The organism is Sphingomonas sp. dw_22 (assembly GCF_018449795.1).
In the GTDB taxonomy this organism is placed as follows: Bacteria; Pseudomonadota; Alphaproteobacteria; order Sphingomonadales; family Sphingomonadaceae; genus Sphingomonas.
Map to the genome: position 1 here is coordinate 33,913 of NZ_JAAVVE010000010.1, position 12,946 is coordinate 46,858.

A 12,946-nucleotide genomic window follows, 5' to 3' on the forward strand; every position below is an offset into this window, starting at 1 on the left:
CATGAAGTGGGATTCCCATGCGTTTTGTGCGGGGATATTTCCGGATTCGTCATCGAAAGATCGAACGGGTGAGGCCGCATTGGCGTAATCGCTCGAAAAATCTCTGGCGAAGGGTTCGTCGTCTCTAATCCGGCGACTCATCATCAACGGGTGGGGGCTGCTTCGGCGGTCCCCGCTTTTGCTTTCCGCGTTCTATATTCTCCGAAACCTCTTTTGGATCAGTCCCGAGGAATCTGGCGAACGCTTCATCAAAAGGCATATCCAGCCCGAGCGGCTTTTCCCTTGGGCCTTCTTTCATGCGATCAGTTCCTTGTAGCGCAAACGACCATTGGTTTCGGCCAATAGAGCATTAACGCGCGCTCCCTCGCCCATTTCCCGAAGATTGAAGCGCCACGTGCTTTCGGCAACATAGGCGTTCAAGTGCTTCGGCGACACGAAGTGATGAATGCCTACGATTTGGCGCTTGAGAAGCGACCAAAATCCCTCAATTCCGTTCGTATGCGTGTCGCCGGACACATACTCACCAGCGCTATGGCGAACCACTCCATGCGTGAAGGTGCGACCAAGATGCCGATATCCTGAGTGCTCATCCGTCGAGATCGTCGCGGAAGGATCAACGACGGCATGAACGAAGATATCCAGGGTCCGCGTGTCGGTCCGGTCGATCACCGTTGCGACGGCCTTGCCGCCACGTTGCAATGCGCCGATTACAGCAACCTTGCCAGAAGTGCCGGGGCCATTCTTGGGATCGCCCTTATGACGGTTGCTGGCCTTTCCTCCTACATAGGTTTCATCAACCTCAACCTCGCCATCCAGCGGGCGGTTGAAGGATTGCGTGCGGACCGCGTGACGCAACCTGTGCAGCATGAACCATGCGGTTTTCTGCGTGACCCCCAAATCCTTGGCAAGCTGCGTACTGGCAATCCCCTTCTTATGCGAAGTGATAAGCCAGATGGCCATCATCCACTTGCGAAGTTCGATCTTCGAGTCTTCGAAAATTGTTCCTACCTTGATGCTGAAACGCTTCCGACAATCCCCGCATTTATGGGTGCGCCTATCCGAGAAATGATAGACCCGCGTCGAGCCGCATAGCGGGCAAAACGCACCGTCTTTCCACCGGATCGCGGTGAAATGGTCAATTGCCGATTGCTCATCCGGAAACGCCGCCATCATCTGGAACAGCGTGTCGAATTGCTTCAAGGGTGATTCGTTTTCCATGCCATATCCATATCCTCAATCGGATATTGGGTCAAGCATGTATATAAGTCCCTCAGGGGAGGGGTTGGGGTGGGGCAGTTATGCCGGGGCGACGGTCTCTGCGAGGCGTCCCCCACCCCCCAAACCCCTCCCCTGAAGGGGAGGGGCTTAAAGGCGCGTCAGCGCTCTTCCCGCACCAGCAGCTTGTCGATCTTGCGGCCGTCCAGATCGACGATCTCGAAGCGCCAGCCCTGTTCGGTGAAGGCCTCGCCTTCGTTCGGCAAATGCTTGAGCACCGCCAGCGCCAGGCCGGCGACGGTGGCATAGTCGCGGTCCTCGGGCAGGTCGATGCCGAGCCGCTCGGCCAGCGCATCGGCGGGCATCTGGCCCGAGACGAGCAGCGAGCCGTCCTCGCGCACCACGACATTGGGGTTCTCGCCCGGCTCGGCGTCCGAAGCGAATTCACCGGCGATCGCGGCGAGCAAATTGGCGGGCGTGACGATGCCTTCGAAATGGCCATATTCGTCATGGACCAGGCCCATCGGCACCTCGGCACGGCGCAGCGCGCCCAGCGCGTCCATCGCATCGACCTGATCGGGCAGGATCGGCGCAGGGCGCATCAGTTTTCGCAGGTCGAGCGCCTCGCCGCGGAACAGCGCGGCGGCGATGTCGCGCGCCTGGACGACGCCGATCACCGAATCGACCGATCCCTCCGCCACCGGCAGGCGCGTGTGCGGCGTCGCCAGCAGCGCCTCGCGGATGCCCGCGCCGTCGAGCGCCACGTCGATCCAGTCGACATCGGTGCGCGGCGTCATCACCTCGCGCACCGGGCGATCGGCAAGGCGCACCACGCCCGAGATGATCGAGCGCTCGTGCTCCTCGATCACGCCCGACTTGGAGGCTTCGGCGACGATCAGGTGCAGTTCCTCCGCCGTCACCCGATTTTCCGATTCGCGATTGAGGCCGACGATCTGGAAGACGAGCGCGCTGCTCCTGTCGAGCAGCCACACGATCGGCGCGGTGATCCGGCTGAGCCACAGCATCGGCACCGCCATCGCCGCCGCGATCGGCTCGGGCGAGCGCAGCGCGAACTGCTTGGGCACCAGCTCGCCGACGATCAGGGAGGCATAGGTAGTGAGCGCGATCACCAGCGCGATACCGACGGTATGCGCAGTCTCGGCGTCGAGGCCGAGCCACTGGATCCGCTGCCCGACCGGCTCGCCCAGGCTGGCGCCCGAATAGGCGCCGGCGACGATGCCGATCAGGGTGATGCCGATCTGGACGGTCGAGAGGAACTTGCCGGGATCGGCCGCGAGCAGGATCGCGGTCGCTGCGCCCTTGTTGCCGTTGCGCGCGAGCGCCTCCAGCCGGGCGGTGCGCGCGGAGACGATCGCCAGCTCCGACATCGAGAAGACGCCGTTCACGGCAACCAGCACGAGGATGATCGCGACGTCGATCCAGGGAAAGGGGGCGTTCATGTGAGGCGGACTCCATATCCGCACTAGGCCGCCTTCTACAACCTGCTGGTGCAGGCTTTCGCTTCTAGCGGCGATCCCGGAAGAAATTCCTGAGCATTTCCGCGGCCTCGGCCTCGCCGATGCCCGAATATATTTCGGGGCGGTGGTGGCAGGTCGGCTGGGCGAAGAAGCGCGGGCCGTGCTCCACGGCGCCGCCCTTGGGATCGCTCGCCGCGTAATAGAGCCGGGCGATCCGGGCATGCGCGATCGCGCCGGCGCACATCGCGCACGGCTCCAGCGTCACCCAGAGGTCGCAATCCTCCAGCCGGTCGCGGCCGAGCCTCGACGCCGCGGCGCGAATCGCCAGCATCTCGGCATGGGCGGTGGGATCGTGGAGCGTGCGCGGAGCATTGCCGGCCATGGCGATGACTTCGCCGTTGCACACCACCACCGCGCCGATCGGCACTTCGCCCTGCCCGGCGGCGGCCCGTGCCGCTTCGAAGGCGGCGCGCATCGGTTCGGGGAGGGGAAACATCGGCAGGGGCATAGCGCCCCCGCCCGGCTCAGGCGAGTGCGGCGACGATCCGGTTCATTGCGCCGGAGTCGGCGTGGCGGCCGGCTTCACGTTGATCGTGGGCGTGGTGACGGTCGTGTTCCGCATCTCGACAGTGGGAACCCGGACGGTGCTGCTGGTGGTGCCGAGATCGATCGTGCCGGTTTCCGCCTTCACCTTGGGCAGCTCGCCGCCCTTGGTGTTCACGGTGACGGTGGGGAAGCTGCCGCTCTGCATCTGGAGATTGAGCATCCCCAGCGACATGAGTATGACGACGACGATCGCGACAAGACCGATCAGCACCAAGATTGTACGCATTCGCTTCGTCCCTCCGATTGAATCGTTCGCGTAATCAACGTTGCATAGGGCCGCCCGGTTGCGTCGAAATCGGTGAATCGGTTGACGTGGCCCTGCAATGGGGTTATCGGCGCGGCCTTTCCGGCTTAGGCCAAAACTCAGGATTTGAAGCGATGTCGCGCATTTGCGAGCTGACCGGCAAGGGCCGGCAGGTGGGAAACAACGTTTCCCACGCCAATAACAAGACCAAGCGCACCTTTCTGCCCAACCTGCAGAATGTGACGCTGATCTCCGACGCTCTGGGCAAGAGCGTGCGCCTGCGCGTCTCGACGCACGGCCTGCGTTCGGTCGAGCATGTCGGCGGTCTCGACAACTGGCTGCTCAAGACCAGCGACGACGATCTCTCGCTGCGTGCCCGCCGCCTGAAGCGCGAAGTGCGCAAAAAGGCTTCGGAAACCGTCGCGGCCTGATTCGGGTCTGGCGTACCGGCAACGGCCCGCTCCCGCTTCGCGCGGGGGTGGGCCGAGCCGTGTCCGGCTGACTTACAGGTCCAGCCGGAACTTGAGCAGCAGCGACTGCTCCCACCATTCCTGATTGTCGTCGGACGCGACCCACAGGATCGTCGCGGCGCCTTCGCGGGTGATCGCCAGGCATTCGAAATTGTCGTGCTGGACGGGCGCGGCGAAGGTGGCGATCTCCGTTCCGCGCAGCACCGTTCCCGCCTTCGCGCCGCGGATGTCGATCAGGGTCAGCTTCGCGGTGAACAGGTCGCGCAGGGTGATTCGCCGGTTGAGCACCAGCAGCCGGCCGTCGGGCAGCTCGACCGCGTCGCTGGGATCGTAATGCGCCGGCGGCACATAGGAGAGTTCCTGCACCTTGCCGGCCGGATCGGTCGGATCGCGCGGGAAGATCGCCACCACCCGCTCGGCGCGGCGCCTGCCCTTGTCCGGCCGCGTGGTCTCGCTGATGACGACGAACCGGCCGTCGCGCAGCCGGACCATCGATTCGGCGCCGCCATTTTCGGACCAGTCGCGCATGATCGGCGGTTTCGCGCTGGCTTCGCCGCGGGAGAAGCCGGGATCGTAGCGCCAGATCGCATTGTGCCGTTCGAACCCGACCCAGAATTTCCCCGTGGCGGGATCGAGCGCCATCGATTCGGAATCGCGATTCATCTTGTAGGCCGGGCTCCCCGGCCCTGCCGGCAAGTCGCCGAAACGCACGTCGCGCGGGATCCAGTCCGGGCCCATGCGGAACTGCACGATATTGCCCGCGTCGCTGAGCAAAGTGAAGCGATCGCCCTGCACCTGCATCGCCGAGAAGCCGCCGAATGCCGGATCGCCGTTCCTGAGCCGGACGCCGCCCAGATAGGTCAACGCACCCAGCCGGGTCCGCGCCGGATCGCCGGTATCGAGCGGCACGCGGACCGCCTCGATCGGCGTCGCCGGCCCCAGCCGCAGCCGCATCTCGCGCCCGGATGCCGCCGGCATCAACGCCGGCAGGAAGACCGCATATTTCAGGAAGCCGAACCGCATCGCCCCGCCTCATAGCCGCTGCGCGCGGCCCGGCCAGCGGCGAATTATGAACGCCAGATAACCAGTTCGTTCAGCTTCAAATCAACAGACCCCCGCTAGAGAGGAATCGTTGTTCGCGTACCGATCCCTCGCGTAGCGTATCGAGGGCCGGGGGCCGGTTCGAAAGAGCCGGCCCCCGATCGATTCAGTACATGTGCTGGCCGCCGTTGATCGACAGCGTGGATCCGGTGACGAAGCCCGCCTCCTCCGAGCACAGGAACGCCACGCCGCGCGCAATCTCATGCGCCTGGCCCAGGCGGCCGACCGGAATCTTGGCGACGATCTTCTCCAGCACCTCGGCCGGCACGGCGGCGACCATGTCGGTATCGATATAGCCCGGCGCGATCGCGTTCACGGTGATGCCTGCACGGGCCCCCTCTTGCGATAGCGCCTTGGTGAAGCCGTGGATGCCCGATTTGGCGGCGGCATAATTGACCTGGCCATATTGGCCGGCCTGGCCGTTGATCGAGCCGATATTGACGATCCGGCCCCATTTGCGGCTGCGCATGCCGGGGAACACCGCATGCGCCATGTTGAAGCAGCCGCCCAGATTGATGCGGATCACGTCTTCCCACATCTCGCGGGTCATCTTCAGGATCGTGCCGTCGCGGGTGATGCCGGCATTGTTGACGACGATATCGACCGGACCCAGTTCGGCCTCGACCTGGGCGACGCCGGCGGCGCAGGCGTCGAAATCGCCCACGTCCCATTTGTAGCTGGCGATGCCGGTGCGTTCGGTGAAGGCCTGTGCCTTTTCGTCATTGCCGGCATAATTGGCGGCAACCGTTATGCCGGCCTCCTTCAGCGCGAGGCTGATCGCCTTGCCGATGCCGCGGGTGCCGCCCGTCACGATCGCTACGCGTGCCATTCGTCGTCCTCTCTCTTTCGCTTCCGCCGTTTTTTGAAGTGCTAGGGCTGTGCCGTCCATCCGGCAAGTTCCCGACTGACGATCTTCCTGAGCATTTCCATGCCGGGTTCGCCGGCGTTCAGGCAAGGCAGATAGGCGAAATCGCTGCCCCCCGCCGTAAGGAATGTTCCGCGTCCGCGGATCGCCAGTTCTTCCAGCGTCTCCAGGCAATCCGCCGCGAAGCCGGGAGCGACCAGGGCGACGCGCTTCACGCCCTTGGCCGGCAGCGCCGCCAATGTGGAGTCGGTCGCGGGTTCGAGCCATTTGGCGCGGCCGAAGCGCGACTGGAAGGTGACGATCAACTCGCGCCCCAGCGCCTCGCCGAGCAGGCGCGCGGTCTTGCGGCATTGGCAATGATAGGGGTCGCCGAGGTGCAGCGTGCGCTCGGGCATGCCGTGAAAGCTGGCGATCAGTGCATCGGGCGTGAAATCCAGCGCGGCCAGCGAGGATTCGACCGACGCCTTCAGCGCGGCGATATAGTCGGGATCGTCATGATAGGGTGGCAGCGTCCGCAGCGCGGGCTGCCAGCGCATCCTCGCCAGCTTGGCGAAGGCGGCATCGTTGGCAGTCGCGGTCGTCGCCGCGCAATATTGCGGATAGAGCGGCGCGAGCAGGATGCGATCGCATCCCTGGTCCTTGAGCGCCTGGAGGCGTTCGGCGATCGCCGGCTTGCCGTAGCGCATCGCATGACCGACGATCACATCGGGTCCGAATGCGCCCTCCAGCGCCTTGGCCTGCTCGCGCGTGATCGCGGCAAGCGGAGAGCCGTCCTCGCGCCAGACTTGGCGATAGGCATGCGCCGATTTCTTCGGGCGGGTGCGCAGGATGATGCCGCGCAGGATCGGCTGCCAGAGGATTTGCGGAATCTCGACGACGCGGCGATCGGACAGGAACTCGCCCAGATAGCGCCGCACCGCCCCCGCCTCGGGCGCGTCGGGCGTGCCGAGATTGACGAGCAGCACGCCGATGCGGCGCGGCGGCACCGCCGGATGATCGGGAGGCAGGGTCATTCGACGTCCGACAGCAAGGGAAGGCGGCGGAAGCGCACGCCGGTCGCGGCCTGAAGCGCGTTGGCGATCGCCGGGGCGACCGGGGGCACCGCCAGCTCGCTCGCGCCGCCGGTGTCCGATCCGCTGCGGATGATCTCCACCGTCACATCGGGCGAATCGGCGAGCGTCGGCAGGTCGAGATCGGCGATCTCGCGCGCGTCCGCCACATTCTCGGTGAAGCCGGTGGAGGCGCCCAGCGCCGCCGCCATGCCGAAGATCAGCCCGCCCTCGATCTGCTGCGTCACGAGATCGGGATTGACCACCCGCCCGCAATCGACCGCGGCGACCAGCCGATCGACCTTCACCTTGCGATCGGCGGTCAGGTGCGCCTCGGCCATCACCGCGATGTGCGAGCCGCGGAAGCTGTGGCAGGCGATGCCCTGGCCGCTGCCCGGCGTGCCGCCCTGCCAGCCGCCCAGTTGCGCCGCCGTCTGGAGGCAGCGCGCGAGCCGGGGCTGCTGGCCCAGCATCGCCATGCGGAACGCGACCGCGTCGATCCCGGCGACATGCGCCAACTCGTCGATGAAGCTTTCGGTGAAGAAGGCAGTGTAGCTGTGCGCCCCGCCGCGCCAATAGCCGGTGGGAATGCCGTAATCGGCCGGATGATGGTCGATCGCGTAATTGGGGATCGCATAGGCCGGCAGCGCGCCCGCGATCGCCGAGGGATCGCCCGATCCCGGCATCGCCAGCGACGCCGCGATCACCGGATCGCCCCCCAGCAGCCTTTTGGCGAGTTCGCGCCCCGTCTCGGGCGCGGCGATCTTGGCGAGCCAGCCGGTGATCGCGCCGCGCGCGTTCAGCTTCGCGCTCAGCCGGCCGGCAGCGGCGGGGCGATAGCGATCGTGGCGGAAATCCTCACCGCGCGGCCAGGTGAGCTGGACCGGGCGGCCAATCTCCCTGGCGAGCAGCGCCGCCTGCGCCGCGACGTCATGCTCCAGCTTTGCGCCGAAGGAGCCGCCGCCCATCATCGGATGGACGGTCACCCGGCCCTCGCTGATCCCGGCCGCCCGCGCCGCCGCCGTGCGGGCGAGGCCGGGCGCCTGGGTGGGCAGCCACAGCGCGAGCTTGCCGTCGATATAGGAGGCGGTGCAGGTCATCGGCTCCAACGGCGCGTGGAGCGCGAGGCCGACGCGATATTCGGCATAGACGATCTTCGCGCCACGGAATTCGGCGGCGAGATCGCCTGCCTCCGCGATGCGCGCGCCTTCGCCGTCGAACGCCTTGCCGAGCGTTTCCTCGATCGAATCGTCGTTGACGACCGGATCGGGCAGCTTGAAACGCGGCCGCATCGCCTCGATCGCGCGGTCGGCCGCCCACCAGTTATTGGCGACCGCCGCGACCCAGTCCCTGGTCGTCACGACCTTGAGCACGCCCGGTATCTTGTCCGCCGCCGCGCGATCGACGCGCACCAGCTCGGTCGCCCCGACCGGCCCCTGGCGGATCGAGGCATAGACCATGTTCGGCAGGCGGATGTCGGCGGCGTAATTGGCGCTGCCGTCGACCTTCGCCGGCGTATCGAGCCGGGGGAGCGGCTGGCCATAGAGCCGGTTGTCGTCGCCGGTGCGCAGCGGCACCGGATCGGGCGCGTGCTCGTCGGCCGCGTCGGCGGCCAGCTGGCCGAAGGGCAGGCGCTGATTGCCATGGACGACGAAGCCGTTCGCGGTGCCGCACGCCTGCCAATCGGTGCCCCAGCGCCGCGCCGCTGCCTTGCAGAGCAGCACGCGCGCTGTCGCGCCGGCATGGCGGAGCTGGTCCTCGAAATAGCGGATCGAAGTCGAGCAGCCGGTGAGCATCAACCCGGTGCGCGACGCATAGGTGCGCCGGAGCTGCCCGGGCATCGATCCCAGCGCCAGCTCGAACAGGGTCGCGGCGGCCAGGGGGTTGGCATAGAGCGGGTTGAGCGGGGCGGGCTCGACGCCGACCATCTTCCAGTCCGCACCCAGTTCGTCGGCGACGATCTGCGGCATCGCGGTGAACACGCCCTGCCCCATCTCGGCCTGGGGGATCGCGACGCTGACATGTCCGTCGGTGCCGATCTTGAGCCATGCGCCGAACAGGCTTTCGCCGGGCGAGGCGGTGAGGTTCGGCAGATAGGTGCGCGGCCATACCGCCCAAGCGACCACCAGCCCTGCGCCTACGCCGCCGCCGATCAACAGCGTGCGCCGGTCGAGATGGATCCGCGATTTCAGCTTCGACGGCATTGCGCCCGCTCTATCGTGGCCGGACGCGCGGCGCCAGCGGGCTACGTCCAAAGGCGAATTGCAGAAAACTCCATCGTCACCCCGGCCGAAGTGCCGGGGTCCACCGGGATGCTGGGAGAGCGGCTAGAGGCTCAAGGGGCTCTCTGGAGGAGGAGTGGACCCCGGCACTTCGGCCGGGGTGACGGGTGGAGGTATGTTCGGATGCCGCTCCCCCCAAAGCACGCCACGGGACTTGGGTTTGCCACGCGGCTGCTCTATCGGTGCCCGGGACATTCGCCGAGGATCGATCCACCGTGCTTTTCCATGCCCTGGCCGCCGCCGGCGACCACATCCATTTCAGCAGCCTGGGGCTGAGCAAGGTCGCGCTCGACCTCAAATTCTTCGAGATCAAATGGTATTCGCTGGCCTATATCGCCGGCATCCTGATCGGCTGGTGGTATCTGCTCAAGCTGCTCGCCCAGCCCGGCGCGCCGATGGCGCGGCGCCATGCCGACGACCTGGTCTTCTATGCGACGCTCGGCATCATCTTGGGCGGACGGCTGGGCTATGTGATCTTCTATGCGCCGGAGATGTTCGGGCACCCCCTCCAGATCCTGAAGCTGTGGGACGGCGGCATGTCGTTCCATGGCGGCGTGATCGGCACGACGCTGGCGATCATCCTGCTTTCGTGGCGCCAGGGGCTCAACTGGCTGCGCGTGCATGACTATGTCGCCTGCTGCGCGCCGTTCGGGCTGTTCTTCGGCCGCCTCGCCAATTTCGTGAACGGCGAGCTGTGGGGCAAGCCAGCGGACCTGCCCTGGGCGATGGTCTTCCCCAATGGCGGCGACGTGGCCCGCCATCCCAGCCAGCTCTACGAGGCGGGGCTGGAGGGCATCGCCCTGTTCGCCATCCTCTGGTTCTTCTTCTGGAAGACCAAGGCGCGTTACCAGCCGGGCAAGCTCGTCGGCATCTTCCTGCTCGGCTATGGCTGCTTCCGCTTCTTCGTCGAGTTCTTCCGCGAGCCCGACCAGCAGTTCCACGGCACCTTCTTCGCCGACGTCATCCATATGGGCCAGGTGCTGTGCCTGCCGATGATCGCGCTCGGCATCTATTTCATCGTGACCGCGAAGGGGCGCCGCCACCGCGTCGAGCCGATCGCGGGCAGCGAGAGCGTCGCCTAGGAAAGCGCCCCTCCCGCTTGCGGGAGGGGTTGGGGGAGGGCATGTGCCGCCGCCGATGACAGACTCCACCCCCTCCCCTGACCCCTCCCGCAAGCGGAAGGGGGATCTGCTGCCCGAACGCCTGGCCCGCGCCATCACCATGGCGGGGCCGATCCCGCTGTCGCAGTTCATGGGCGCGGCGAACGCCCATTATTACGGCACCCGCGATCCGCTGGGCGCGCGCGGCGACTTCACCACCGCGCCCGAGATCAGCCAGATGTTCGGCGAGCTGATCGGCCTGTGGCTGGCCGATCTGTGGGACCGCGCCGGACGCCCCGCGGCGCGCTATGTCGAGCTGGGGCCGGGGCGCGGCACGCTCGCCGCCGACGCCCTGCGCGCCATGGCCAAGGCGGGGCTCAACCCACCGGTCGATTTCGTCGAGACCAGCCCGACGCTGCGCGCCGCCCAGGCCGAGCGCGTGCCGGGCGCCGAATGGCATCTGGGCTTCACCGGCATCGCCGAAGAGGGGCCGCTGCTCGTCGTCGCCAACGAATTCTTCGATGCGCTGCCGATCCGCCAGCTTGTGGCGACGAACGACGGCTGGCGCGAACGGCTGGTCGCCTGCCAGGACACCTTGTTCCTGCCGATCGCGGGCGACCGCAGCTTCGACATGATTATCCCGCCCGATCTGCGCGACGCACCGCCGGGATCGATCCTGGAGACCTCTCCCGCCAGCGTGGCGACGCTGCGCGGGCTCGCGCAGCGGCTGCTCACCCAGGGCGGCGCGGCGCTCATCATCGATTACGGCTATGAAGGCCCTGCGATCGGCGACACGCTCCAGGCGGTGCGCGGGCATCGATATGCCAATCCGTTCGAGGAGCCGGGCGAGGCGGACCTGACCGCGCATGTCGATTTCGCCACGCTGCGCGAAGCCGCCGAGGCCGAGGGACTGGTCGCCTACGGCCCGGTGACGCAGGGAAGTTTCCTGACCGCGCTGGGCATCGGCGCGCGGGCCGAGGCGCTGGCCAAGGCCAGCCCTGAGCGCGCGGCCGATATCGCCGTCGATCGCGACCGGCTGATCGGCGAGGAGGCGATGGGCGACCTCTTCAAGGTGCTCGCGATCACCGCGCCGGGCTGGCCGGTCCCCGCGGGCTTCGCATGATCTATCGCGATGCCGTTCCCGCCGACGGCCCCGCGCTCTCGGCCATGGCCCAGCGCGCCTTCACCGATACGTTCGGGAGCCTCTACCGCGCCTCCGATCTCGCCGCCTTCCTCGATCGGGCCTTCGGCGCGGACGGCTTACCGTCGCAGCTCGACGATCCCGCCTATTCGGTGCGGCTCGCCTGCGAGAACGAGGCGATCGCCGGCTTCATCAAGCTCGGTCCGGTCGATTTTCCCGGCGACTGGGGCACGCGGACGATCGAGCTGCATCAGCTCTATGTCCTCGGCCGCTGGCAGGGCGAAGGCGTGGCACCGGTGCTGATGGACTGGGCGGTCGCCACCGCCCGCACGCGCGGCGCGACGCGCATGGTGCTGAGCGTCTTCGTCGAGAATGTCCGGGCGCAGCGTTTCTATGCACGCTATGGCTTCCGCGAGGTCGGCCGCTACGCATTCCGAGTCGGCGACCATATCGACGACGATCGCATCTGGAGCCTCGACCTGTGAGCCCAAAGTCCGATGACGTGGACGTTACGCGTGCGAAGGCTCTGGACGGCATCGCCCACGGCTTTGTCGGCCGGCGCGGCGGGGTCTCCAGCGGCATTCTCGCCGGACTGAACGTCGGCACCGGATCGCAGGACGATCCCGCGCTGATCGCCGAGAACCGCCGCCGCGCGACCGAGGCGGTGCTGCCCGGCGGGCGGCTGGTGACGGTCTTTCAGATCCATTCGCCCGACGCGGTGACGGCGACCGAGCCGTTCGCCGAGCGCCCCCATGCCGATGCGCTGGCGACCGACCGGCCCGGCCTCGCGCTCGGCATCCTCACTGCCGATTGCGCGCCGGTGCTGTTCGCGGACGCGCAGGCCGGCGTGATCGGCGCGGCGCATGCCGGGTGGAAGGGCGCGATCGGCGGCGTCACCGATTCGACGATCGCCGCGATGGAAAAGCTGGGGGCGAAGCGCGAGCGCATCGCCGTGGCGATCGGCCCGTGCATCGCCCGCGCGAGCTACGAAGTGGACGAAGGCTTCTTCCGCCGCTTCGCCGAGGACGATCCCGCCAACGAGCGTTTCTTCGCCGACGGCAAGCCGGGGCATTTCCAGTTCGACCTCGAAGCCTATGTCGCGCACCGCCTCGCCGAGGCCGGAATCCGCACCGTCGAGGCGCTGGGGCTCGACACTTATGCGCAGGAGGACCGCTTCTACAGCTTCCGCCGCGCCACGCATCGCGGCGAGCCCGATTACGGCCGCCAGATCAGCATCATTGGATTGGGTTGAAGCAAGACCTTTCCAATTAGAGTCGTCATCCCGGCGAACACCCGCCTTCCAAAATAGGATTTCGCATGCTCCGGTCGCGCCGATGCAACATCGCCGCGCCATGCTTCGTTCGATCCCCGGCCCCGCAAGCGCCTTCGGGGAGG

General features: G+C 66.9%; 14 protein-coding genes. 5 read left to right on the forward strand and 9 right to left on the reverse strand.

The window, feature by feature from the left end:
• Positions 1-124 precede the first annotated feature (124 nt).
• From HB724_RS06780 to HB724_RS06800, 5 genes are all read right to left on the reverse strand, one after another.
• Positions 125-298, reverse strand: coding sequence for a hypothetical protein (locus tag HB724_RS06780; RefSeq protein ID WP_213980156.1), 174 nt, complete (start codon positions 296-298; stop codon positions 125-127).
• A complete protein-coding gene (locus HB724_RS06785; RefSeq protein WP_213980157.1) occupies positions 295-1,218 on the reverse strand; it encodes an IS1595 family transposase in 924 nt (307 codons plus the stop codon). Before HB724_RS06785 ends, HB724_RS06780 begins: the two co-directional genes overlap by 4 nt.
• 158 nt (positions 1,219-1,376) lie before the next feature.
• Complete coding sequence (locus HB724_RS06790; RefSeq protein WP_213980158.1) at positions 1,377-2,675, reverse strand: hemolysin family protein; 1,299 nt, start codon at positions 2,673-2,675, stop codon at positions 1,377-1,379.
• A 64-nt stretch (positions 2,676-2,739) separates the two neighbouring features.
• On the reverse strand, positions 2,740-3,168 hold the full coding sequence (locus HB724_RS06795; protein ID WP_213980225.1) for a nucleoside deaminase: 429 nt from the start codon (positions 3,166-3,168) through the stop codon (positions 2,740-2,742).
• A gap of 75 nt (positions 3,169-3,243) precedes the next feature.
• Positions 3,244-3,525, reverse strand: a complete 282-nt coding sequence (locus HB724_RS06800; RefSeq protein ID WP_213980159.1) for a hypothetical protein — start codon at positions 3,523-3,525, stop codon at positions 3,244-3,246.
• Positions 3,526-3,677: 152 nt separating this feature from the next.
• On the opposite strand from HB724_RS06800, the gene rpmB reads away from it, so the two are divergent.
• Positions 3,678-3,974, forward strand: coding sequence for a 50S ribosomal protein L28 (gene rpmB / locus HB724_RS06805; RefSeq protein ID WP_213980160.1), 297 nt, complete (start codon positions 3,678-3,680; stop codon positions 3,972-3,974).
• 72 nt (positions 3,975-4,046) lie between these two features.
• On the opposite strand, the gene HB724_RS06810 is transcribed toward rpmB, so the two are convergent.
• The 4 genes from HB724_RS06810 to HB724_RS06825 form a co-directional block, all read right to left on the reverse strand.
• On the reverse strand, positions 4,047-5,036 hold the full coding sequence (locus HB724_RS06810; protein WP_213980161.1) for an esterase-like activity of phytase family protein: 990 nt from the start codon (positions 5,034-5,036) through the stop codon (positions 4,047-4,049).
• Between the two features lie 184 nt (positions 5,037-5,220).
• Positions 5,221-5,943, reverse strand: coding sequence for an acetoacetyl-CoA reductase (gene phbB / locus HB724_RS06815; RefSeq protein ID WP_213980162.1), 723 nt, complete (start codon positions 5,941-5,943; stop codon positions 5,221-5,223).
• A 41-nt stretch (positions 5,944-5,984) separates the two neighbouring features.
• Complete coding sequence (gene hemH / locus HB724_RS06820) at positions 5,985-6,992, reverse strand: ferrochelatase (RefSeq protein WP_213980163.1); 1,008 nt, start codon at positions 6,990-6,992, stop codon at positions 5,985-5,987.
• A complete protein-coding gene (locus HB724_RS06825; RefSeq protein ID WP_213980164.1) occupies positions 6,989-9,232 on the reverse strand; it encodes a molybdopterin cofactor-binding domain-containing protein in 2,244 nt (747 codons plus the stop codon). Before HB724_RS06825 ends, hemH begins: the two co-directional genes overlap by 4 nt.
• A gap of 293 nt (positions 9,233-9,525) precedes the next feature.
• On the opposite strand from HB724_RS06825, the gene lgt reads away from it, so the two are divergent.
• The 4 genes from lgt to pgeF are packed head-to-tail and all read left to right on the forward strand — an operon-like array spanning position 9,526 to position 12,803.
• A complete protein-coding gene (gene lgt / locus HB724_RS06830; protein WP_213980165.1) occupies positions 9,526-10,392 on the forward strand; it encodes a prolipoprotein diacylglyceryl transferase in 867 nt (288 codons plus the stop codon).
• A gap of 55 nt (positions 10,393-10,447) precedes the next feature.
• Positions 10,448-11,533 carry an SAM-dependent methyltransferase gene (locus HB724_RS06835; protein ID WP_213980166.1) on the forward strand — a complete coding sequence of 362 codons (1,086 nt, stop codon included), beginning with the start codon at positions 10,448-10,450 and terminating at the stop codon, positions 11,531-11,533.
• A complete protein-coding gene (locus HB724_RS06840; RefSeq protein WP_213980167.1) occupies positions 11,530-12,036 on the forward strand; it encodes a GNAT family N-acetyltransferase in 507 nt (168 codons plus the stop codon). Before HB724_RS06835 ends, HB724_RS06840 begins: the two co-directional genes overlap by 4 nt.
• Before the next feature lie 17 nt (positions 12,037-12,053).
• Positions 12,054-12,803: a peptidoglycan editing factor PgeF gene (pgeF, locus tag HB724_RS06845; RefSeq protein ID WP_346344679.1), complete on the forward strand. Its 750-nt coding sequence runs from the start codon at positions 12,054-12,056 to the stop codon at positions 12,801-12,803.
• The last annotated feature ends 143 nt before the right edge of the window (positions 12,804-12,946 follow it).

Excerpts from the sequence above, each read along its gene's own strand:
- HB724_RS06800 (WP_213980159.1), bottom strand. The coding sequence starts at position 3,525 with ATGCGTACAATCTTGGTGCTGATCGGTCTTGTCGCGATCGTCGTCGTC.
- rpmB (WP_213980160.1), top strand. The coding sequence starts at position 3,678 with ATGTCGCGCATTTGCGAGCTGACCGGCAAGGGCCGGCAGGTGGGAAAC.
- HB724_RS06795 (WP_213980225.1), bottom strand. The coding sequence starts at position 3,168 with ATGCGCGCCGCCTTCGAAGCGGCACGGGCCGCCGCCGGGCAGGGCGAA.
- HB724_RS06785 (WP_213980157.1), bottom strand. The coding sequence starts at position 1,218 with ATGGAAAACGAATCACCCTTGAAGCAATTCGACACGCTGTTCCAGATG.
- hemH (WP_213980163.1), bottom strand. The coding sequence starts at position 6,992 with ATGACCCTGCCTCCCGATCATCCGGCGGTGCCGCCGCGCCGCATCGGC.
- HB724_RS06840 (WP_213980167.1), top strand. The coding sequence starts at position 11,530 with ATGATCTATCGCGATGCCGTTCCCGCCGACGGCCCCGCGCTCTCGGCC.
- HB724_RS06790 (WP_213980158.1), bottom strand. The coding sequence starts at position 2,675 with ATGAACGCCCCCTTTCCCTGGATCGACGTCGCGATCATCCTCGTGCTG.
- HB724_RS06780 (WP_213980156.1), bottom strand. The coding sequence starts at position 298 with ATGAAAGAAGGCCCAAGGGAAAAGCCGCTCGGGCTGGATATGCCTTTT.
- HB724_RS06835 (WP_213980166.1), top strand. The coding sequence starts at position 10,448 with ATGACAGACTCCACCCCCTCCCCTGACCCCTCCCGCAAGCGGAAGGGG.
- HB724_RS06825 (WP_213980164.1), bottom strand. The coding sequence starts at position 9,232 with ATGCCGTCGAAGCTGAAATCGCGGATCCATCTCGACCGGCGCACGCTG.
- HB724_RS06810 (WP_213980161.1), bottom strand. The coding sequence starts at position 5,036 with ATGCGGTTCGGCTTCCTGAAATATGCGGTCTTCCTGCCGGCGTTGATG.
- phbB (WP_213980162.1), bottom strand. The coding sequence starts at position 5,943 with ATGGCACGCGTAGCGATCGTGACGGGCGGCACCCGCGGCATCGGCAAG.